Origin of the sequence: Sphingomonas hankyongi, assembly GCF_023516575.1 — a bacterium.
Lineage (GTDB): Bacteria > Pseudomonadota > Alphaproteobacteria > Sphingomonadales > Sphingomonadaceae > Sphingomicrobium > Sphingomicrobium hankyongi.
The window spans coordinates 237819-257601 of the sequence record NZ_JAMGBE010000004.1 but is presented as its reverse complement, the minus strand read 5'-3'; the positions used below and the strand labels follow the sequence as shown (position 1 = coordinate 257601).

Here is a 19783-nt window from a genome sequence, read left to right as displayed (position 1 = left end):
GCTTACTCCTTGGGCGCAATGCCCATTTCCTCCCGCTCGAATTCTTTGGTGGTCGCCTGGTTGAGCTTTCCGCCCGCCGGATGACCGGTCGCGCGGCCGCGCGGCGTCTTGCTTGCGGCTTTGGATTTACTGGTCTTTGTCATCGAAGTGGAAAGCGCAGCCGGACATTGGGTTCCCGCCGCAGGGTCAGCTCAGCCGCGGCGCGCTCCGTCAGGAGCGGGGTCGTTCCTGCCCGCATCCGCGGCGGCAGGAGCCGCGCCGGCGCGGCACTGGGCCAACAGGGTCGGAAAGTCGAACTCGGTGTTCGCTTCGAGCGCATGCGCAGTGGCTGTCGAGCATTGAGCCTGGCTTTCGTACCGCGTCGGCAGGGTAGCCACCGGCGTGCACTGCGACCCGCCGTCGGCGCAGCCAAGAATTGCAATGACGAAATAGCCCGGTCCCATGTTCAACCTCGCAAAACCTGGGTTCCATAACCGGCGATTTTCCACACGGTTCCAAACGTTTCGGCGCATTTAATTGGCAGGGCGGTGCAGCGCTCCTACTTTCATGAAGCATGACGACCGAACCGCCCCAGCAAGCTGCCAAGCCCAATGCCGGCTTCGGCGCCCTTTGGCGCTTCCTGCCGATGCTGTGGCCGAAGGGCGAGGCAGAGCTGAAGGCGCGCGTCGTCGTCGCGATCGTGCTCGTGCTCGCCGGCAAGGCCGCGGTCCTGCTGATGCCGTTCGCGTACAAGGCCGTGATCGACGGCATGTCGAGCGGCACCGTCGCGATCGGCGTCGTTGCGGGGCTGGTTGCAGGCTATGCGACGGCCCGCTTCGCCGGCGTCCTTTCCGACAACCTGCGCAACGCCTTGTTCGAGAAGGTGGGGCAAAGCGCAGCGCGTCGATTGGCAACCAACGTCTTCCGGCACGTTCACGATCTTTCGCTGCGCTTCCACCTCGAACGGCGCACGGGGTCGCTCACCAAGATCGTCGAGCGCGGAACGAAGAGCATCGACATGATGCTTTACTTCATCCTCTTCAACATCGCTCCGACGGTCATCGAGCTGGCCGCAATCTGCATTATCTTCTGGGTGAAGTTCGGGCCCGGCCTGGTTGCCGCGACGCTGGTGATGGTCGCCATCTACATCACGTTCACGCGCAAGGTGACCGACTGGCGGGCACAGATCCAGCGGCAGATGAACGACGTCGACAACAAGGCGATCGGACGCGCGGTAGACAGCCTGCTGAACTACGAGACCGTCAAATATTTCGGCGCGGAGGAACGCGAGGCGCAGCGCTACGATGAGGCGGTCGGCACCTTCACCCGCGCTGCCGTGCGCAACGAAACGTCCCTCGCCTGGCTCAACATCGGGCAGAGCCTGATCACGAACCTGATGATGGCGGGGGCCATGATCTTCACCGTGTGGGGCTGGAGCCAAGGGCGCTTCACACCAGGCGACGTCGTGCTCGTCAATTCGCTGCTGATGCAGCTGTTCCGACCGCTCGACATGCTGGGCTGGGTCTATCGCTCCATCCGTCAGGGGCTGATCGACATGGAAGCCATGTGGGATCTGCTCGACACACCCGCCGAGGTCATCGACCGAGCCGGCGCGGAGTCGCTGCTCGTATCGAAAGGCGAGGTGCGTTTCGAGAACGTTCGGTTCGGCTACGAACCCGAGCGCGAGATCCTGAAAGGCGTGGACCTCGTGATCCCGGCAGGAACAAGCTGCGCAATCGTCGGTCCATCGGGCGCTGGCAAATCCACCATCGCGCGCCTTCTGTACCGCTTTTACGACCCCACGGCCGGGCAGATCGTCATCGACGGGCAGGACATTGCCGCAGTTCGCCAACGTAGCCTTCGCTCTGCCATCGGCATCGTCCCGCAGGACACGGTGCTGTTCAACGATACGATCGGCTACAACATCGCCTATGGGCGCGGCGGCGCTGAAATCGCCGACATCGAAAGGGCAGCGCGCGGAGCCGCGATCGATCACTTCATCGAAGCGCTTCCGGGTCGGTACAATTCCATGGTGGGCGAGCGCGGGCTGAAGTTGTCCGGTGGCGAGAAGCAGCGCGTGGCGATTGCCCGAACGCTGCTCAAGAATCCACCTATCCTGGTGCTCGACGAAGCGACTAGCGCCCTGGACAGCCGCACCGAGCAGGCGATCCAGGCGACGCTGGAGCAGGTCGCCGAAACCCGCACTACGATCATGATTGCGCACCGGCTTTCCACGGTCGTCAATGCCGATCAGATCGTGGTGCTTGACGAAGGGCGCGTTGCCGAGCGTGGGACGCATGAGGAGCTGCTCGCCCGCGACGGCCTGTACGCCGAGTTATGGCAACGGCAAGCTGCCGAGAGGCTCGCCGAGGAGATCGCAGAAGCCGCGGAATAGGCCCGCCGCCAGCTATGCTATTGGAATTGCTGTAAAACATTCATGCTGACGAAAGCGTCTGCATGTAATAGTGCAACATCAGCCTATTCGCATTCGAAACAGGAATTCCAATGATCCGTAAACTCCTGCTTGCTTCGGCAGCCATCGCTGTCTTTGCCGCCCCAGCCGGCGCTGCCACCAAGAAGGCCGCCGCTCCTGCCGCGACACTTTCCGCTTCCAATCCGTTCGCCAAGCCGAGCGCCCTCGCGCTGGAGGCGCCGGACTTCTCCAAGATCAAGGACAGCGACTATTTGCCCGCGCTCCTCGCCGGCATGGCCGAGCAGAAGCGCGAAGTGACCGCGGTCGCCAACCAGAAGGCGACGCCGACGTTCGACAACACGATCGTCGCCCTCGAGCGCTCCGGCCAGCTGCTCGAACGCGCGAACCTGGCATTCTCGGCGGTCAACGGCGCGAACACCAACGATACGCTGCAGGCTACCGACACCAAGACGGCGCCATTGTTCGCGGCGCACGGCGACTTCATCTATCTCAATGCGAAGCTGTTCCAGCGGGTCAAATATCTGCACGACCACCAGGCCGAGCTGAACCTGAATCCGGAGCAGGCGAAGGTGCTCGACGTTTATTACAAGGGCTTCGTGCATGCGGGCGCCGAGCTTCCGGCCGCCAAGCAGGCGCAGCTGAAGATCATCAACAAGCGCCTCAGCACCCTTCAGACGGATTTCACGCAGAAGCTGCTCGCCGCCGCCAAGGCGGGTGCGGTGCATGTGGCCGACGCCTCCGCCCTCTCTGGCCTGTCGCAGGAGCAGCTAGCCGCAGCGCAGGAAGCCGCCAAGGACCGCAAGGTCGCGGGCTATGTGCTGCCGCTGCAGAACACGACGCAGCAGCCTGCGTCCGACTCGTTGACTAGCCACGACGCGCGCCAGAAATTGTTCGACGCCAGCCTCAATCGCGCCGAGCATGGGGATGCCAACGACACGCGTTCGATCATCAGCGAGATCGCGCAGCTGCGCGCCCAGAAAGCCGCTCTGTTCGGGGAGCAGAACTGGGCCGACTATGCGCTTTACGACCAGATGGCGAAGAAGCGCGAGACGGCGGTAGCTTTCCTGGATCGCCTTGCACCGTCCGTTTCCGCCAAGGAGCGCCAGGAGGCTGCCGACATCCGCGCGCTCGCGAAAGCGCAGGGCGCCAATTTCGAGGTGACTCCGGCGGACTGGAACTTCTACGCCGAGCAGATCCGCAAGCAGCGCTACGCGCTCAATAGCGACGAGCTAAAGCCTTATTTCGAGTTCAACAAGGTTCTTACGGACGGCGTCTTCTACGCCGCGAACCAGCTCTACGGCCTAACGTTCAAGGAGCGGAAGGACCTGCCGACGTGGAACCCCGACATGCGCGTGTTCGACGTGTTCGATGCGGACGGGAAGCAGCTGTCGATATTCTACATCGACCCCTGGAAGCGCGACAACAAGTCGGGCGGGGCGTGGATGTCGAACCTCGTCAACCAGAGCTACCTGCGCGGCACTAAGCCGGTGGTGTTCAACGTCGAGAACTTTACCAAGCCTGCGCCGGGTCAGCCGGCGCTGATCAGCTGGGACGACGTGACGACGATGTTCCACGAGTTCGGCCATGCGCTGCACGGCATGTTCGCCGCGCAGACCTATCCGACGCTGTCGGGCACGAACGTCGCGCGCGACTTCGTCGAGTTCCCGTCGCAGTTCAACGAGAACTGGGCGCTCGATCCGAAGATTCTTCCGCACTACGCGGTGCATTATCAGTCGGGCCAGACGATCCCGCAGGACCTGGTCGACAAGATCAAGAAGTCGCGCACCTTCAACCAGGGCTACGAGCTCGGCGAGGCGCTGACCGCGGCTCGGCTCGATCTCGACTGGCACTCGCTGCCGGGCGACACCGGCCGCCTCGACGTCGACAAGTTCGAGGCAGACGCGCTGGCCAGGGGCGGATTCGACGTTGCCGACGTGCCGCCGCGCTACCGCTCGAGCTATTTCCTTCACATCTGGAGCAATGGCTATTCCGCGGGATATTATGCCTACCCATGGACTCGCATGCTCGGGCAGGACGCGTTCAACACGTTCGAGACCAATGGCGGGCTTACGCGCGCCAACGGCCAGCGTTTCCGCGACATGGTCCTGTCGCGCGGGAACACGATCGATTATGCCGACATGTATCGCAGCTGGGCAGGTCACGACCCGAGCATTCAGCCCTATCTCGAATATTATGGGCTGAGCAGCGAGGGTGCGACGAGCGCACCGCCTGTGCCGACACCGGCCCCGGCAGCGCCTGCTCCGAAGAAGGGCGAGAGAGGACGCTAAGCTTATGATCCGCCAGCTCGACGACCGCACATTCGTAAGCGGGCAGATTGCCCCTGACGAAGTCGCAGGGCTGGCGGAGCATGGCGTCACCATGATCGTCAACAACCGGCCGGACGGCGAGGACCCCGGCCAACCGCTCGCCTCCGATATCGAGGAAGCGGCAAAAGCCGCCGGAATTGGCTACCGCTTCCTCCCGATCCGGCGCGGCCCGGGCCCTGCCGAGGTCGGGGAGCTTCAGGATGCGATGCGCGATTGCGGGGACGGCAAGCTGCTGGCGTTCTGCCGTTCGGGCGCTCGTTCGACCTTCGCCTGGGCGCTCGCCCGGCGGGAGGAAGGGATGGGCCGCGAAGAGGTTGAGCGTCTCGCGGAAGATGCGGGCGTCAGCCTCGCACCGATCGCGCACCTGCTTTAATCCAGATCACCAGGGATAGACGTCGCCGGCGGCAATCTCGGCAGGTCGCGGCGCGCGCCCAAGGATTGCATTGCGGTGCGGAAAGCGACCGAACCTCTGGATCACGTCGCGGTGTTTCTCCGCGAAAGGCAGGTAGCGGCTGTCACCGAGCTCGTTGAACAGCAGCACCGATCGGTTCTGATCGTCGATGTTCTCGCTATGCTGGAACGGCGTGTAGAGAAATGCGCGTTCATCCGTCTGAAGCTGTTCGTCGAAGCCGCGAGCGATCGCCTCTTTCGCAATTGCCAGCGCCAGATGGTCGGTCGCGAATTGATCGGCATGATCTCGGAACATGTTGCGCGGAAACTGGTCGAACAGGATCACCGCCGCGAGCGCGGTCAGCGGATCGGCCAGGAAAGCCTCTGCCGGCAGCTCGCGCTTTTCAGCCCATAATTTCAGGAACAGCTGCTTGATTTGGTGGTCGAGCGCGTCGTCGCGCTTCCACCAACGGGCATAGCCGAGCGCAAACCAGAATTTCAGAACGTCGCTCCGCCAATCGGCGCTCACGCCGCAGTGCCGCCTACCGTCAAGCCCTCGATCAGCAAGGTGGGCTGGCCCACCCCCGCCGGCACCGATTGCCCACCCTTGCCGCACACGCCGATGCCCTCGTCGAGCTCGAGATCGTTGCCAATGCCTTTGACACGGGTGAGGACCGTCGGGCCGTCGCCGATCAGCGTCGCGCCCTTGATCGGCTCCGCGATCCTTCCGCCGCGAATGCGGTAGGCCTCGGTGCAGGAGAAGACGAACTTCCCGCTAGTGATGTCGACCTGCCCGCCGCCGAAGCTCTTTGCGTAAATGCCGTCGCTCACGCGCTCGACCAATCCACCGGGGTCGTCGTTGCCGGCGAGCATGAAGGTGTTGGTCATGCGCGGCATCGGCGCATGCGCGAAGCTCTCGCGGCGGCCGTTCCCGGTCGGCTCGACGCCCATCAGCCGCGCATTGAGACGATCCTGCAAATAGCCTTTGAGGATGCCATCCTCGATAAGGACGTTGCGCCGGGTCGGCGTGCCTTCGTCGTCGATCGTCAGCGACCCTCGGCGCTGCTCCATCGCTCCGTCGTCGATGACCGTCACGCCTGGAGCCGCCACGCGTTCGCCCAGCCGTCCGGAGAAGGCCGAGGTGCCCTTGCGGTTGAAGTCGCCTTCAAGGCCGTGCCCCACCGCCTCGTGCAGCAGCACTCCAGGCCAGCCGGGGCCGAGGACCACGGGCATTTCGCCCGCCGGTGCGGCGACCGACTCGAGATTGGTCAAAGCCTGAGCCAGAGCGATGTCGATGGCCCGGTTCCACTGCGCAGCCTCCAACAGGCTGCCGTAAAGATAACGCCCGCCGAGGCCATGGTAGCCGGTTTCGCGGCGGCCATTCTGCTCGACGACAATCTGGACGCCGAGCCGAACCAGCGGCCTCACGTCATGGGCGACGAAACCGCCGGCGCGCACGATATCGATCACGCTCCAGCTCGCGGCGAGCGAGACGCTGACCTGGACGACGCGCGGGTCGCGCGATCGCGCCGCCGCGTCGATCGTCTCACACAGCGCGACCTTCTCCGCGAATGGCACCAAGGCGAGCGGGTCGTCCGCGCGATACATCGCCTGGTTGGTGCGCGGCGGAGAAGCCGCCGGCGCGGTAGTCCTGGGGTCGAGCAGCTTGAGTGTCGAAGCCGCGCGTTCGATCGCAGATTCGCTGATTTCGTTGGCCTGGGCGAACGCGGTCGTCTCGCCGGTCACCCCGCGCAATCCAAAGCCGGACGTGGTGTGATAATCCGCGGTCTTCAGCCGTCCGTCGTCGAAGCCGAAAGCCTCGCTTGCGCTATATTGCAGGTAAAGCTCACCATCGTCGCAGCCAGAGAGGTGCTTGGTCGCGAGCTGCTGGGCAGCCTGAGGATCCAGGCTTCGGTACAGAAACCGCCGGGGATCGGCCGAGCTCATGCGGCTTGGGTGTCCGCCGGTCCCCCGATGTAAACGAAGCGCCTGTCGCAATAGCCGCATTCGACGTAGCCGACCTCGGGGTCGATGCGCAGGAATACTCGCGGATGACCGAGCGCTGGCGAGATCTCACCGGAACCGTCGCAGGCTACCTGCACGGTCGAGACGCGAAAGACTTCGGGGGGCGGGATTGACGACATGTCCGCCACTTAGGCTGCCGAACGATGGGTCACAAGATCGGGGGTGACCCGATCATTGATAGTTGGCGGTGACGTCGAAATTGGCTTCGTAAAGGCCTTCCGCCTGATCAGCGTTGATCATGATGATCCCGCCCATTCCGAAGAAGAAGGTCCGCGTCACGGGGTTGATCGTACGGATAGGCGAGCCGTCGAGCGTGAGCGCCAGGACCGGAATCTTGTCGGCGCTGTTCGTCGTGCTGGTCAGCTCCGTGGGCTGAACATAGGTGATGATCACCTGCTGGTTGCCGGTTCCCGCCCCACCGAAATAAGCACGCTGGCCAACGTCGCTCGGCACACCGGTCACGCCTCCGGCGATCGTGCGCGCTCCCGTCGAGGCATTGATGGAGACCATTCCCGACAAGGAGGATGGCACAACGGTTCCAAAACGGAGGTCGTCGATCTTCGTCAGGGTCAGCGGAACGAGGATCAGCGCTCGGCTCTGTGCCTGGCTGCTGGGAGTGACAGGCGCGGCCATAGCCGGAACTGCCGCAAGGGCGAGCGCGCCAAGAATGGCGATACGATACTTACCGAACATGATTGGCCAGGCTCCCCGATACGCAGCAAACTACAATTGCCGAGTATCACCGAGCCGATATCACCAGCCGTTGAAGAGAGAGGGTTGGTCTAAGGTTTACCTTAACGCGCAAGCACATCGCCGAATTAGGGATATTGAACCGTCACGTCGAACGATCCGGTGTAAAGACCCTCCACCTGGTTCGCGCCGACGTTCAGAGTCGCCCCGACACGGAAATCGAACGCGACCTGTTTGGCGACGAAGCGCTTGTCCAGGCCCTGCAGCGTGAATTTGGAAACCGTCATCGTTTGGGTGCCCCCGACGCGCGTGAGCGTCACCGGTTGCTTCGGGATCTTGATGTTGACGACGCTGCTGCTTCCGGCGGCGCCGACAAACGCAGCCGAGTGCGGGGTTCCGCCAAGCAGCAGCGCTCCGCCGGTCGACGTGGTGGCGTCGGTTTCAGGGTCGATGACCACGGTTCCCGCACCGGTGCCGGCACCGACATAACCGAAGTCCAGGTCAGCCCTTTTGATTACGTTGATCGGGTGCAGGATGGCCGCTGTGGAGATGGCGTTCGAGCTCGGTGTCGCGGCGGTCGCCGGCATCGCCGCGGGGGCGACAAGCAAAGCGAACAGCGCGATCGCGCTTCGAGAGGAAGAGAAGGGACTCATGAACGCCGCACGCGTTACGTGGTTAACTTCAACATCACTCTAGCTTTTAAGGTAAACGCGCAATTTACCGCCTCCGCTTGTCGGCCAACGACGGCGATCCTATGCCGCTTCGCGAGATGGACGAGCCCGCAATCCGCATTGAATCTCTCTGCAAGACCTATGCGGGAGGAAAACGGGCGTTGAACGACGTCAGCTTCGACGTTCCCCGCGGCCAGATCTTCGGCCTCCTGGGACCGAACGGCGCGGGCAAGTCGACGTTGATCAACATCCTTGCTGGCCTCGTCATGAAGAGCGACGGCAAGGCGACGATCTGGGGCTTCGACCTCGACGAGCATCCGCGCAACGCCAAGCGCTCGATAGGCGTGGTGCCCCAGGAGATCATCTTCGATCCATTTTTCACGCCGCGAGAGACTCTTGAGATCCAAGCCGGCCTTTACGGAATTCCCAAGAGCGAGCGGATAAGCGACGAACTACTCGCGGCCATGCACCTTACCGATAAGGCGCATGCTTATTCGCGCACCCTGTCCGGCGGCATGAAACGGCGGCTGCTCGTCGCAAAGGCGATGGTGCATTCGCCGCCGATCCTCGTTCTCGACGAGCCTACCGCGGGCGTCGACGTCGAGCTCCGGCGCCAGCTGTGGGATTATGTGCGGCGACTGCATGCGCAAGGCGTGACGATCGTTCTGACCACCCATTATCTCGAGGAAGCCGAGCAGCTGTGCGACCGCATCGCCATCATCCACCACGGTCGCGTGGTCGCCAATGAGCCTACGCGGGAGCTCATCGCCAAGGCTCAGGAGAAGGCCGTCGTTGTCACATTCGACCGTGACATTGGCGCAGTGCCCACCAATGCCTGTTTCGAGAATATCGCGCTGGTGGACGAGCGCACGCTCGAGATCACCTATCGCAAGGACAAGGTGAACGCCGGGGACGTACTGGGCGCGCTCACCGCCGACGGCCTGCACATCGTCGACGTGTCGACGCGGGATCCGGACCTTGAGGACGTTTTCCTGAGCCTGGTGTCGTCCGGGCAGGAAGCCGCGTGAGCATCACTGCCGACGTACTGGTCATCGGTTCGGGAGCCGCGGGCCTCACCGCCGCTCTGAACCTCGCCGAGAAACACTCGGTCGCGGTCGTCGCAAAGGGCGCTCTAGGCGAAGGCGCGACGAGCTGGGCGCAGGGCGGGATAGCGGCCGTCCTGGAAGAGGGCGACAGCTTCGAAGCGCATGTCAACGACACGATGATCGCGGGCGCCGGCCTCAACGACCGGAAAGTCGTGGAACATGTGGTCAGCGAGGCCCCGCACGCAATTGCACGATTGATCGAGCTAGGTGTCCCATTCGCAACGGAAGGGGATGCGCTGCACCTGACCCGCGAAGGGGGGCATAGCCACCGCCGAATCGTCCATGTCGCGGATGCGACCGGCTACGCTATCCAGCAGGCGCTGGAAGAAGCTGCCGCCAAACATCCGAACATCACGCTCGTACCGGATATGGTCGCCATCGACCTCATCACCGGGCGTCATGCAGCCCATTTCTCGACCAGCGGGGCGGTGCATGGCCTCTACGCATACAATCGGAAGAAAAAGCGCGTCGAAACATTGACGGGACGCGCCACCATCCTGGCGACGGGCGGCGCGGGGCGCGCCTACCTCTATTCAACGGCGCCGCGCGGCGCGACCGGCGATGGCATCGCCATGGCGTGGCGCGCGGGCTGCCGCATCTCGAACATGGAATTCATGCAGTTCCATCCGACCTGCCTCTACAACCTGCAGGTCAAGAATTTCCTGATCACCGAAGCGGTGCGTGGAGAAGGCGGACAGCTGAAGCTCCCACCCGGCGTGAAGGGCGCCGGCACGCGCTTCATGCCGCGGTTCGACGAAAGGGCGGAGCTCGCCCCACGCGACATCGTCGCGCGAGCGATCGATCATGAGATCAAGCGCCTGGGCCTCGACTATGTGCATCTAGACATCTCGCACCGTGACGAGGATTTCATCCGTTCGCATTTCCCGAACATCTACGAAAAGCTGCTCGCGCTGGGGATCGACATCACCAGGGAGCCGATCCCCGTTGTCCCTGCCCAACATTATACTTGCGGCGGAGTAGTCGTGGATCTCGATGGCCGCACGGATTCGGCGGGTCTATATGCGGCGGGCGAGGTCACTCAATCCGGCCTCCATGGCGCCAACCGGCTAGCATCGAACAGCCTCCTCGAATGCCTTGTGTTCGGTGAAGCCGCGGCGAAGCATATCGCCGAGCATTGGAACGACCTGCCGGACGTGCCCGCCATCCGCGCCTGGGACGAAAGCCGGGTGACCGACAGCGACGAGGAGGTCGTCATCGCCCAGACCTGGGGCGAGATCCGCCGCTTCATGTGGAATTACGTCGGGATCGTCCGGACGACCAAGCGGCTCGAGCGCGCGAAGCGGCGCATCGACATGCTTCGCCAGGAAGTACAGGAATATTATGCGCACTTCCGGGTGACGCCGGACCTGATCGAATTGCGCAATCTCGTCGAGGTCGCCGACCTGATCGTCCGATCCGCCTTGAACCGGCACGAGAGCCGCGGACTGCACTATACGATCGATTACCCGGACCAGCTCGCGAAACCCAAGGATACCGTGCTCGTTCCCTAGCTTCCCGTTGCGAACACGGAACAAAAAAGTGCCGCGACGATTAGTGTCGTTTCGAAGGCCCGCGGGCGAAAGCCACGGGCCTTCCGCAACACAGCAGGGGAAAGCTAATGAAGCTCACCACGGTTTTCGGCGTCGCAATCGGTCTCGGAGCGCTTGCGGCTTGCAACAACAACACGCCGCAGGAGCAGGCTGCAGACAATATCGAGGCCAATGCCGAAGCGACTGCGGACAATCTCGAAGAGGCCGCGGACAACACGGGCAACGAGGCGACTGAAGACGCTCTCGAGAACCAGGCCGACGCGACCCGCGCAGCAGGCGAGAAAGCGGCCGACGCGACCCGCAGCAGCGCGGACGCCGACGGAAACAGCGCCAACTAAGGCTTACGTCCAGGCCACCACGCACGCAGGTGGGCTGGCGAGGGGCGCCCCCGAAAGGAGGGCGCCCTTTTTCGTATCTAGACGAAGAACAGGTCGGCGGCCGCGAGCGTCTTCGACCCTGAAACGAGACCGATGAGCTCGTCGCGTGTGTCCCACGAATGATTGTGGTTGGTGTCGTAATAGATGCCGGTACCGCTTACTCCGCCGAGCGTCGTCGTCTTCAAAAGATAGTCCGACGCAGCGCCCTTTAGCTGCACCTTGTCGCCGCTGCTGAAGTCGGTGATCCGGGCATAATCATTGGTGCCGGCATTGAACGAAGAGCCATCATCGTAGAAGCGGCCTCGCGCGTCGCCGAGAACGAAGACGTCATTGCCGCCGTTGCCCTTCAGCGTGTCAACCGAGCCGCGGCCGAGCGACGCAGCCGTCGTCCCGGATGCGGGTACGCCCCAGATCTTGTCGTTGCCGGTTGTACCGATGATCGAGTTGGAGCCCGTGGTGCCGTAGATGTTGGTGACGGTCGGGGTCGGGGTCGGTGTCGGGGTCGGCGTGGGTGTGGGTGTGGGTGTGGGAGTCGAGCCCATGGCCTGCACGAAGCTCATGACGTCGAGGCGATCGCCAGTCACCGTCTTGCCCGCCAGAGACGCGGTCGCCGCCGCCGAGTTCAGCAGCGCAGCCCTGAGCGATTGAGCCGTGTCGGTGCTTGAAGCCGCGGCGGCGAGCGCGATGGCGCCGGTGACATGCGGCGTCGCCATCGAGGTACCGCTGTAATAGCCGTACGTCCCGCCGGGCAGAGTCGAATAGATGGACGAGCCAGGGGCTCCGATATCCACGGTGCTCGCGCCGTAGTTGGAATAGCTCGCGAGCGCGCCGGTCGAGGTCAGCGCTGCAACGCCGATCACCGCATCCCAGCCGAGCGCCGCCAGCGTGCTGTAGTTCGACGGCCAGTTGGCGACAGCGTCATTGTTGTCGCCGACACTGTCCGCGCCCCCGTTGCCGGCAGCCGCGACGAACAGGATGTCCTGTCGCGCGGCGCGAACGATCGCGTCGAGCACCGACTGCGAAGCGGAGCCGCCCCCCCAGCTATTGTTCGTCGCTACGAAGTCGACGGCCGTCGACTTGCTCCCCTGGTTGGTGAAGTAATCAAGCGCCTTCACCGCGTCGGACGTGTATCCGCTGCCGCTCGCATCGAGGAACTTAAGCGGCACGATCAAGGTATTCCAGGCAACGCCGGCAACACCGACCCCATTGCCCCCGGTCGCTCCGATGGTGCCCGAGACGTGCGTGCCGTGCCCGTTGTCGTCGTAGGGGTCGTTGTCGTTGTTGACGAAATCCCAGCCGATCAGGTCGTCGCGATAGCCGTTGCCGTCCTCGTCGACTCCGTTTTCCCAACGGGTGTCGTTCAGCAGGTCCCCGGCATCGATGTAGCCGTTGGCGTTGACGTCCCGGACGTAAGCGGCGTTCGCGGCAGCGTTAAGGTCGCGGAACGTGATCGTCCCGTCCTTGTCGCTGTCGACGAGGCTGCTGCGGAAAGCGACCGGGATCTCGTTATTGTTGAGCCAGATGTTCTGGTAGAGATCGGGATGCGTGTAATCGACGCCGCTGTCGACGACGCCCACCGCGACCTTCGTCGAACCGACATAGCCGGCCGCCCAAGCTTCAGCCGCCTGGCTGCCATAGGCATTCTTGGGCGTGCTGAGGTCGCCGGCCATTCCCCACATGCGGCCTGCGGTCCAACCCGGATCGTTCGAGAGCACTTGCGCATGAACGATGGAGTCCTGCTCGGCATAGCTCACGGCACCGTCCGATGAGAGCGTCTCAACCGCCTGGTCGACGCTGACCCCCTGCCCCAACGCCACCTTGTGAACATGCTCTCGTCCGTCGAATCCGAAGGATTCTTCGACTTCGCCACCGACTTTCTGGAGCGCGTGATCGCGCTCACCCGCGCTTGCCTCGTGACGGAATTTCAGGAGAACGCGGCCATCCGCCGCTTCATCTCCAAACGCGTATACTGCGGGCATCTGTCCCTCCCCGGGGTCAACTTCACCCAACAAATGCGTTTTGAAAACGAAAATTTCGTAAACAGCTCAATTAATTAGCATTACCACAAAGCTGTTAAAGGCAGATGACCGGCGAGGGTGCCCCGCAGCTTAACCATGGCGCGCCGCATCCTCGCGAGCGCCGCTCCGCTCTAGTCGCTCGGCTCCGCAAAACCTCCTGCGGCAAGCGTTCAAAACAGGCCGATGGCCCCTACATTGCGATAAGCTTCCTTCCCGCAACTAGCCTGCTAAACCCCTCGCCTTCATGTCCGACGCCGCCCAAGCACCAGCCCAGCCCCATCTCTATCTGGTCGACGGATCGAGCTACATTTTCCGCGCCTATCACCGGCTGCCGCCGTTGACGAACCGGCATGGCCAGCCGGCCGGCGCGGTCTACGGTTACACCACGATGCTGTGGAAGCTCGCCGACGGGCTCAGCAAGGCTGATGGCCCCACGCACATGGCGGTGATCCTGGACGCGTCGGAGCAGACTCACCGGAACCGGATGTACGACCAGTACAAGGCGCACAGGCCTCCGCCGCCTGAAGACCTGGTCCCGCAATTCCCCCTGATCCGGGTCGCCACGCGAGCCTTTTCCATCCCCTGCATCGAGGAAGACGGGCTGGAGGCGGACGACATCATCGCCTGCTACGTCGCAGCAGCGAAGAGCGCCGGCTGGAAGGTGACGATCGTCAGCTCCGACAAGGACCTGATGCAATTGATCGACGAGGATGCCGGAATCGACATGCTCGACACGATGAACGACCGGCGCATCGGCCGCGAACAGGTGCTCGAGAAATTCGGCGTGCCGCCCGAGAAAGTCGGCGAGGTGCTCGCACTGATGGGCGACAGCGTGGACAATGTTCCGGGCGTCCCTGGGATCGGCCCGAAGACCGCGTCACAGCTGATCCAGCAATTTGGCGACCTGGAAACGGTGCTGGGCAGTACCGACCAGATCACCAAGCCCAAGCTGAAGCAGTCTCTGATCGACCATGCCGACAATGCACGCCTGTCCCGCGAGCTGGTGCGGCTGGTCTGCGACGCGCCCCTTCCCGAGCCGCTCGACGGGCTGGTCCTAAAGAATATTCCGAAAGAACCGCTGGAAGAATTCCTTGCGGATCAGGGCTTCAAATCGCTGCTCAATCGGCTGCACGGGGGAGGCGTCCAGCAAACCGGGGCGACGGTAAGAAATGACGTCATGGCGGCAATGGACGCCAAGTCGCCCGCTGCGCCGATCACAGAGAAGATCGATGTCGATCGCTCAAAATATGAGACGATCATCGACGAGCCCTCGCTCGACCGCTGGATCGCGGAAGCCAGGGCCCAAGGCTATGTTGCCCTCGACACCGAAACGGATTGCATCAACTGCATCATCGCCAGGCTGGCCGGGATCAGCCTTGCGACGGCGCCGAACAGGGCATGCTACATCCCAGTCGGCCATATAGGCGGCGACCTGTTGTCCGACGCCCCGCAACAGCTGCCCGAATCTTTGGTTCTTGAGAAGCTGAAGCCGCTGCTGGAAGACCCGGCCGTGATCAAGATCGGGCATAATTTCAAATATGACTGGGTGATGTTCGACAAGGCGGGAACCGACGTCGCTCCCGTCGACGACACGATGGTCATGAGCTTCGACCTCGATGCGGGAAAGTCCTTCGGGCACGGTCTCGAAGAGCTCGCGAAAGCGCATTTCGATCACGAATGCATTCCCTTCAAGCAGTTATGCGGGACCGGGTCGAAGCAGATCACCTTTGACAAGGTGCAGCTGGGGCCAGCGACCGAATATGCGGGCGAGGACGCCGACATCACGCTGCGCCTTTGGCTCTGGCTGAAGCCACGGATCGCGGCGGAGGGCGCGACGCAGGTATACGAGCGGGTCGACAAGCCGCTGGTCCCCGTGATCGGTCGAATGGAGCGTCGCGGGGTGAAGGTCGATCGCGACTATCTTGCCCGCCTGTCCTCTGAATTCGGGCGCGACATCCAGTCTCTCGAGGAAAAGATCTACGAGGCTGCCTGCGGCCCTTTCACCATCGGGTCGCCCCAGCAACTCGGAGAAGTCCTTTACGGTCGCCTCGGCCTGAAGGGCGGCCGCAAGGGCAAGAGCGGCCAATATTCGACGGACGTGAACGAGCTGGAGCGGCTTGCGGGTGAAGGCGTCCAATGCGCTTCGCTGGTGCTCGAATGGCGCCAGCTCACGAAGTTGAAGAGCACTTACACGGACGCGCTCCAGGCGCAGATCAACCCGCAGACCGGACGGGTCCACACGAGCTTTTCGCTCACCGGCGCGCAGACCGGCCGCCTGTCGTCCAACGACCCGAACCTGCAGAACATCCCGATCCGGACGGAGATCGGGCGCAAGATCCGCGATGCCTTCATCGCGGACGAAGGCTATAAATTGCTTTCGGCCGACTACAGCCAGATCGAGTTGCGGCTGGCTGCGCAGATGGCGGACGTGCCGCAGTTAAAGGAGGCGTTCCGCAACGGCGTCGACATTCACAGCCTGACTGCGGAGGAACTGTTCGGTCGGGTAGACCGCGACAGGCGCAACCAGGCGAAGACGATCAACTTCGCCATCCTCTACGGCAGCTCGGCCTGGGGTATCGCCGGACGGCTGGGACTGCCGAAGGATGAGGGCAAGGCGATCATCGACCGTTACTATGAGCGCTTCCCCGGCATCCGCGCCTTCACCCATTCCACCTTGTCGTTCGTTCGGGAGCATGGATTCACGCGAACCTTGTTCGGGCGGAGGACTCATTTCCTGCCCAACATCCGCTCGCCCAATCCGTCGATCCGTGCTGGCGCGGAGCGCGCGGCCATCAATGCGCCGATTCAGGGCACCAGCGCCGACCTTATCAAGCGCGCCATGGCGCGGATGGACGATGCGCTGCGCGAAGCGGGCCTCGGCGACGTAAGAATGCTGCTGCAGGTCCACGACGAACTCGTGTTCGAAGTGCCCAACGGCCGCGAAGAGGAAGCCAAGGCCGTCATCAAGAAGGTGATGGCGAGCGCCGCCGAGCCAGCGATCCGCTTAGACGTGCCGCTAGACGTGGAAGTGGGCTGGGGCGCGCACTGGGGCGAAGCGCATTGAGTACGAAAGCGGGTGAGCAACCGGCTCCAACCGCCGACCTGGCGGCGCTGGCGCGTGGCGGGCGGATCAATTTCCTGGGCTTCTGTGTCCGGCTGGCAGCGAGGCTTCCGTTCCTGTTCATTGCCGGCCGGATCTACGGCGCCGCCGAGCTGGGCCGCTTCGCTTATGCGATCCTGATCGTCGAATTTGCAGCGCAGCTCGCTACGCTCGGGCTAAAGCGCGGCCTGGCGCAGCAGCTTGCGCACACCGAGAAGCCGCACGCCTGCATCGCCTTCGACGCGCTGATCGTCGCGGGCATCGGCTCGGCGATCGCCATGAGTATCCTGATGCTGTTCCCGCAGGCCATGTACCCGAACAGCGAGATCAAGGGCCTCGACTGGCTCCTGCCCGTGACGATCATCGCGCTCGCCTGGTCGGACATCATGCTGGCGGCGCTCGCCTACCGTCATGACGTCACATCGACGGTGCGGGCGCGGGCGGTGGTTGAGCCGGTGATCATCAGCGCGGGCGCGCTCGCATGGTCGTTCATCTCGCTCAGGGACGGCCTCATCATTTCCTACGTGCTGTCCATGATCGGCGCCCTAGTCGCGTCGGCCATCCCATTCCTTCGCAGCTACGGCCTGCCCCACGACTGGCGCCCGGACCCCGCGACCCTGTGGCGCATGGCGCGCCGGAATGTGCCGGTGGCTGCGGCAGACGCCGTCGAATGGGGATCGCGGCGCATCGACATCGCGGTCCTCGGCCTTTTCTTCGCTCCGAAGGTGGTCGGCATCTACTATGTGGCGCAAAACGTAGCCTCGCTTCCCGCCAAGCTGAAAACCAGCTTCGATCCGATCCTGGGACCGGTCATCGCCCGCAACATCGCGGCGGGAGACAAAGGCGCAGTGGCCAAGCAAGTTCGCCAAGTCGGCTTTTGGGTGATCGCGGCGCAGCTGGGCGTTGCGCTGGCGCTGGCGATTCCCGGCGAAGCAGTGATGGGCCTCGTCGGGCCGGCCTTCGTCGCAGGTACCGCCGCGCTATGCTTCCTTCTGTTCGCCGAAGTGGTCGCGGCAATGGCGGCCGTAAGCGAAGCGGCGCTGATCTACGTCGCGCGCCACCGCAATATGCTCATCAGCATCATCATGCTGGCCGTGGAGGCCGGACTCGCGGTCGCGCTGATCCTGGTGATGCGCGGGATGAAGTTGCCGGAAATGTGGCAGGCGACGGGACCGGCAATCGGCCTTCTGCTCGCTTTGTTCTTCGCCGCCGTTGTGAAGTCACGGTTGCTCTGCGGGATGCTGGGTGCGCGCGTGAACGGATGGCGCTGGCCGCTGATCTGGGCCGCGGCGGCCGGCGGTTTCGTCGGCTGGCTGTCGACCTTCCTGCCGGAATGGGCCGAGCTCCTGTTCGGGATCCCGGCAATCCTCCTCGCGTTCGGCGCCGTCCTGTGGACGAAGGGCTTCAAGGCCGAAGATCGTGAGCTCTTCCGAATGCGCAAGGCGGACATCGAGGAGCTCCAGGAGATCGAAGTCCCGGCTCCCGGGACCACCGGAGATGTCGCCCGCTGATCAGTGGCGGAAGTGACGCATGCCCGTGAACAGCATCGCGAGGCCAGCCTCGTCGGCGGCGGCGATCACCTCATCGTCGCGGATCGAGCCACCCGGCTGGATGACGGCAGTAGCGCCTGCCTCTGCGGCTGCCAGCAAACCATCCGCAAACGGGAAGAATGCATCGGAGGCCACTGCTGAGCCAACCGTGCGCGGTTCGGCCCAGCCGTTCGCCTCGGCTGCTTCCACTGCGCGAATTGCTGCAATGCGCGCGCTGTCGCGGCGGTTCATCTGCCCCGCGCCGATGCCGGCGGTGACGCCGTCCTTGGCATAGACGATCGCATTCGACTTCACGTGCTTGGCGACGGTCCAGGCGAACAGGCAATCCTTCAATTCCTGTTCGGTCGGATGGCGCTTGGTGACGCATATCAGCTGATCGCGGGTTACGTGGCCGTTGTCGCGGTCCTGGACGAGGATTCCGCCGGCGATGACGGCGAGCGTCTGGCCGGCACGGGTGGGATCCGGAAGCTCCCCGGTCAGCAACAATCGAAGGTTCTTCTTCTTGGCAAAGATCGCCTTGGCATCGTCATCTGCATCCGGCGCGACGACCACCTCAGTGAAGATCTGAGTCATTGCTTCGGCCGTAGCCGCATTCAGCGGACGGTTGGTGGCGACGATGCCCCCGAAAGCGGAAACGCTGTCGCAGGCAAGGGCCTCCTTCCATGCATCGAGCAATTCGTCGCGCGTTGCGACGCCGCAGGGATTCGCATGCTTGACGATGACGATCGTGGGCGGGCCGTCGCGGAACTCGCTGACCAACTCCAGCGCGGCGTTCGCGTCGTTGAGATTGTTGTAACTCAGCTCCTTGCCCTGAACCTGCTCAGCCTGCGCAACACCGTGGGCGTGAGGACCGACAGGTACGTACAGCGCAGCCTGCTGATGCGGATTTTCGCCGTAGCGAAGCGGCATCTTGAGCGTGCTCGCGCGAGTCCAGCTCTGCGGCCAACGATCGCCCTGATCGGCAAAGGCGAACCATTGCGAGATGGTCGAATCATAGGCGGCCGTAAGCGCAAACGCCTTCGCGGCCAGCTTCTTCCTGAACTCAAGCGTGGTCGCACCATTCGCATCGAGCTGCTCGAGCAGCACGGCATAATCGGCCGGGTCGGTCACAATGGCGACGTGAGCGTGGTTCTTGGCCGCGGACCGCACCATCGAGGGCCCACCGATGTCGATATTCTCGATGATCGTATCGCGGTCCGCACCGCTCATGACGGTATTGAGGAAGGGATAGAGATTCACGACCACGAGATCGATCGGAGCGATCTCATGCTCCTCCATCGCGGCCGCATGCTCCGGATTGTCGCGGACTCCCAGGAGGCCGCCGTGCACTTTGGGATGAAGAGTCTTCACCCGGCCGTCCATCATCTCCGGAAAGCCGGTAAGGTCCGACACGTCGCGCACTTGAGCGCCCAGCTCTCGCATCTTCGCGGCCGTGCCGCCGGTCGACACAATCTCGACCCCATGCCGCGCAAGACCGGCGGCGAGTTCTTCGAGCCCGGTCTTGTCCGAAAGCGAAACAAGCGCCCGGCGGACGCGTACGAGGTCGGCCATCAATGATCCTTCGTG

17 protein-coding genes are annotated in these 19783 nt (G+C 63.4%); 8 read left to right on the top strand and 9 right to left on the bottom strand.

Annotated features, from left to right (window positions below):
• Positions 1-2: 2 nt before the first annotated feature.
• Positions 3-143, bottom strand: a complete 141-nt coding sequence (locus LZ538_RS13055; protein WP_249832455.1) for a hypothetical protein — start codon at positions 141-143, stop codon at positions 3-5.
• A gap of 48 nt (positions 144-191) precedes the next feature.
• Positions 192-443 (bottom strand): hypothetical protein, encoded by a 252-nt coding sequence (locus LZ538_RS13050; RefSeq protein ID WP_249832454.1) that lies wholly within the window; start codon positions 441-443, stop codon positions 192-194.
• Between the two features lie 110 nt (positions 444-553).
• Between LZ538_RS13050 and LZ538_RS13045 the strand changes: the two genes are divergently transcribed.
• From LZ538_RS13045 to LZ538_RS13035, 3 genes are all read left to right on the top strand, one after another.
• Positions 554-2374, top strand: a complete 1821-nt coding sequence (locus LZ538_RS13045; protein ID WP_249832453.1) for an ABCB family ABC transporter ATP-binding protein/permease — start codon at positions 554-556, stop codon at positions 2372-2374.
• Positions 2375-2484: 110 nt separating this feature from the next.
• Positions 2485-4701 (top strand): M3 family metallopeptidase, encoded by a 2217-nt coding sequence (locus LZ538_RS13040; protein ID WP_249832452.1) that lies wholly within the window; start codon positions 2485-2487, stop codon positions 4699-4701.
• A 4-nt stretch (positions 4702-4705) separates the two neighbouring features.
• The gene (locus LZ538_RS13035; protein ID WP_249832451.1) at positions 4706-5113 is read left to right on the top strand and encodes a protein tyrosine phosphatase family protein; all 408 of its coding nucleotides are present in this window, start codon (positions 4706-4708) and stop codon (positions 5111-5113) included.
• A 6-nt stretch (positions 5114-5119) separates the two neighbouring features.
• Here LZ538_RS13035 and LZ538_RS13030 read toward each other — a convergent pair whose 3' ends face one another.
• The 5 genes from LZ538_RS13030 to LZ538_RS13010 form a co-directional block, all read right to left on the bottom strand.
• The gene (locus LZ538_RS13030) at positions 5120-5659 is read right to left on the bottom strand and encodes a DUF924 family protein (RefSeq protein WP_249832450.1); all 540 of its coding nucleotides are present in this window, start codon (positions 5657-5659) and stop codon (positions 5120-5122) included.
• Positions 5656-7077, bottom strand: a complete 1422-nt coding sequence (gene tldD, locus LZ538_RS13025; protein WP_249832449.1) for a metalloprotease TldD — start codon at positions 7075-7077, stop codon at positions 5656-5658. Before tldD ends, LZ538_RS13030 begins: the two co-directional genes overlap by 4 nt.
• Entirely contained in the window at positions 7074-7274 is a 201-nt protein-coding gene (locus LZ538_RS13020) for a zinc-finger domain-containing protein (protein ID WP_249832448.1), read from the bottom strand. The genes tldD and LZ538_RS13020 overlap by 4 nt, the downstream gene beginning before the upstream one ends.
• 52 nt (positions 7275-7326) lie before the next feature.
• Positions 7327-7848, bottom strand: coding sequence for a DUF4402 domain-containing protein (locus LZ538_RS13015; RefSeq protein ID WP_249832447.1), 522 nt, complete (start codon positions 7846-7848; stop codon positions 7327-7329).
• A gap of 125 nt (positions 7849-7973) precedes the next feature.
• Entirely contained in the window at positions 7974-8498 is a 525-nt protein-coding gene (locus LZ538_RS13010) for a DUF4402 domain-containing protein (RefSeq protein ID WP_249832446.1), read from the bottom strand.
• 116 nt (positions 8499-8614) lie between these two features.
• On the opposite strand from LZ538_RS13010, the gene LZ538_RS13005 reads away from it, so the two are divergent.
• The 3 genes from LZ538_RS13005 to LZ538_RS12995 all read left to right on the top strand — a co-directional run bounded on the left by LZ538_RS13005 (position 8615) and on the right by LZ538_RS12995 (position 11510).
• Complete coding sequence (locus tag LZ538_RS13005) at positions 8615-9544, top strand: ABC transporter ATP-binding protein (protein ID WP_249832487.1); 930 nt, start codon at positions 8615-8617, stop codon at positions 9542-9544.
• Positions 9545-9546: 2 nt separating this feature from the next.
• Positions 9547-11133 (top strand): L-aspartate oxidase, encoded by a 1587-nt coding sequence (nadB, locus tag LZ538_RS13000; RefSeq protein WP_430741986.1) that lies wholly within the window; start codon positions 9547-9549, stop codon positions 11131-11133.
• Between the two features lie 107 nt (positions 11134-11240).
• Entirely contained in the window at positions 11241-11510 is a 270-nt protein-coding gene (locus tag LZ538_RS12995; protein ID WP_249832444.1) for a hypothetical protein, read from the top strand.
• A gap of 77 nt (positions 11511-11587) precedes the next feature.
• Here LZ538_RS12995 and LZ538_RS12990 read toward each other — a convergent pair whose 3' ends face one another.
• A complete protein-coding gene (locus LZ538_RS12990; RefSeq protein WP_249832443.1) occupies positions 11588-13528 on the bottom strand; it encodes a S8 family peptidase in 1941 nt (646 codons plus the stop codon).
• A 283-nt stretch (positions 13529-13811) separates the two neighbouring features.
• Between LZ538_RS12990 and polA the strand changes: the two genes are divergently transcribed.
• Both polA and LZ538_RS12980 read left to right on the top strand, forming a co-directional pair.
• Entirely contained in the window at positions 13812-16631 is a 2820-nt protein-coding gene (gene polA / locus LZ538_RS12985) for a DNA polymerase I (protein WP_249832442.1), read from the top strand.
• Positions 16628-18178 (top strand): lipopolysaccharide biosynthesis protein, encoded by a 1551-nt coding sequence (locus tag LZ538_RS12980; protein ID WP_249832441.1) that lies wholly within the window; start codon positions 16628-16630, stop codon positions 18176-18178. The genes polA and LZ538_RS12980 overlap by 4 nt, the downstream gene beginning before the upstream one ends.
• Here LZ538_RS12980 and purH read toward each other — a convergent pair whose 3' ends face one another.
• Complete coding sequence (gene purH, locus LZ538_RS12975; protein WP_249832440.1) at positions 18179-19768, bottom strand: bifunctional phosphoribosylaminoimidazolecarboxamide formyltransferase/IMP cyclohydrolase; 1590 nt, start codon at positions 19766-19768, stop codon at positions 18179-18181.
• Positions 19769-19783: the final 15 nt, after the last annotated feature.

What these genes read in the sequence shown, in the direction of transcription:
- LZ538_RS13020 (WP_249832448.1), bottom strand. Translation starts at nt 7,274, where the DNA reads ATGTCGTCAATCCCGCCCCCCGAAGTCTTTCGCGTCTCGACCGTGCAG.
- LZ538_RS12995 (WP_249832444.1), top strand. Translation starts at nt 11,241, where the DNA reads ATGAAGCTCACCACGGTTTTCGGCGTCGCAATCGGTCTCGGAGCGCTT.
- LZ538_RS13040 (WP_249832452.1), top strand. Translation starts at nt 2,485, where the DNA reads ATGATCCGTAAACTCCTGCTTGCTTCGGCAGCCATCGCTGTCTTTGCC.
- LZ538_RS13045 (WP_249832453.1), top strand. Translation starts at nt 554, where the DNA reads ATGACGACCGAACCGCCCCAGCAAGCTGCCAAGCCCAATGCCGGCTTC.
- LZ538_RS13005 (WP_249832487.1), top strand. Translation starts at nt 8,615, where the DNA reads ATGGACGAGCCCGCAATCCGCATTGAATCTCTCTGCAAGACCTATGCG.
- LZ538_RS13015 (WP_249832447.1), bottom strand. Translation starts at nt 7,848, where the DNA reads ATGTTCGGTAAGTATCGTATCGCCATTCTTGGCGCGCTCGCCCTTGCG.
- LZ538_RS13050 (WP_249832454.1), bottom strand. Translation starts at nt 443, where the DNA reads ATGGGACCGGGCTATTTCGTCATTGCAATTCTTGGCTGCGCCGACGGC.
- polA (WP_249832442.1), top strand. Translation starts at nt 13,812, where the DNA reads ATGTCCGACGCCGCCCAAGCACCAGCCCAGCCCCATCTCTATCTGGTC.
- LZ538_RS12990 (WP_249832443.1), bottom strand. Translation starts at nt 13,528, where the DNA reads ATGCCCGCAGTATACGCGTTTGGAGATGAAGCGGCGGATGGCCGCGTT.
- tldD (WP_249832449.1), bottom strand. Translation starts at nt 7,077, where the DNA reads ATGAGCTCGGCCGATCCCCGGCGGTTTCTGTACCGAAGCCTGGATCCT.
- LZ538_RS13010 (WP_249832446.1), bottom strand. Translation starts at nt 8,498, where the DNA reads ATGAGTCCCTTCTCTTCCTCTCGAAGCGCGATCGCGCTGTTCGCTTTG.
- LZ538_RS13055 (WP_249832455.1), bottom strand. Translation starts at nt 143, where the DNA reads ATGACAAAGACCAGTAAATCCAAAGCCGCAAGCAAGACGCCGCGCGGC.
- LZ538_RS13035 (WP_249832451.1), top strand. Translation starts at nt 4,706, where the DNA reads ATGATCCGCCAGCTCGACGACCGCACATTCGTAAGCGGGCAGATTGCC.
- purH (WP_249832440.1), bottom strand. Translation starts at nt 19,768, where the DNA reads ATGGCCGACCTCGTACGCGTCCGCCGGGCGCTTGTTTCGCTTTCGGAC.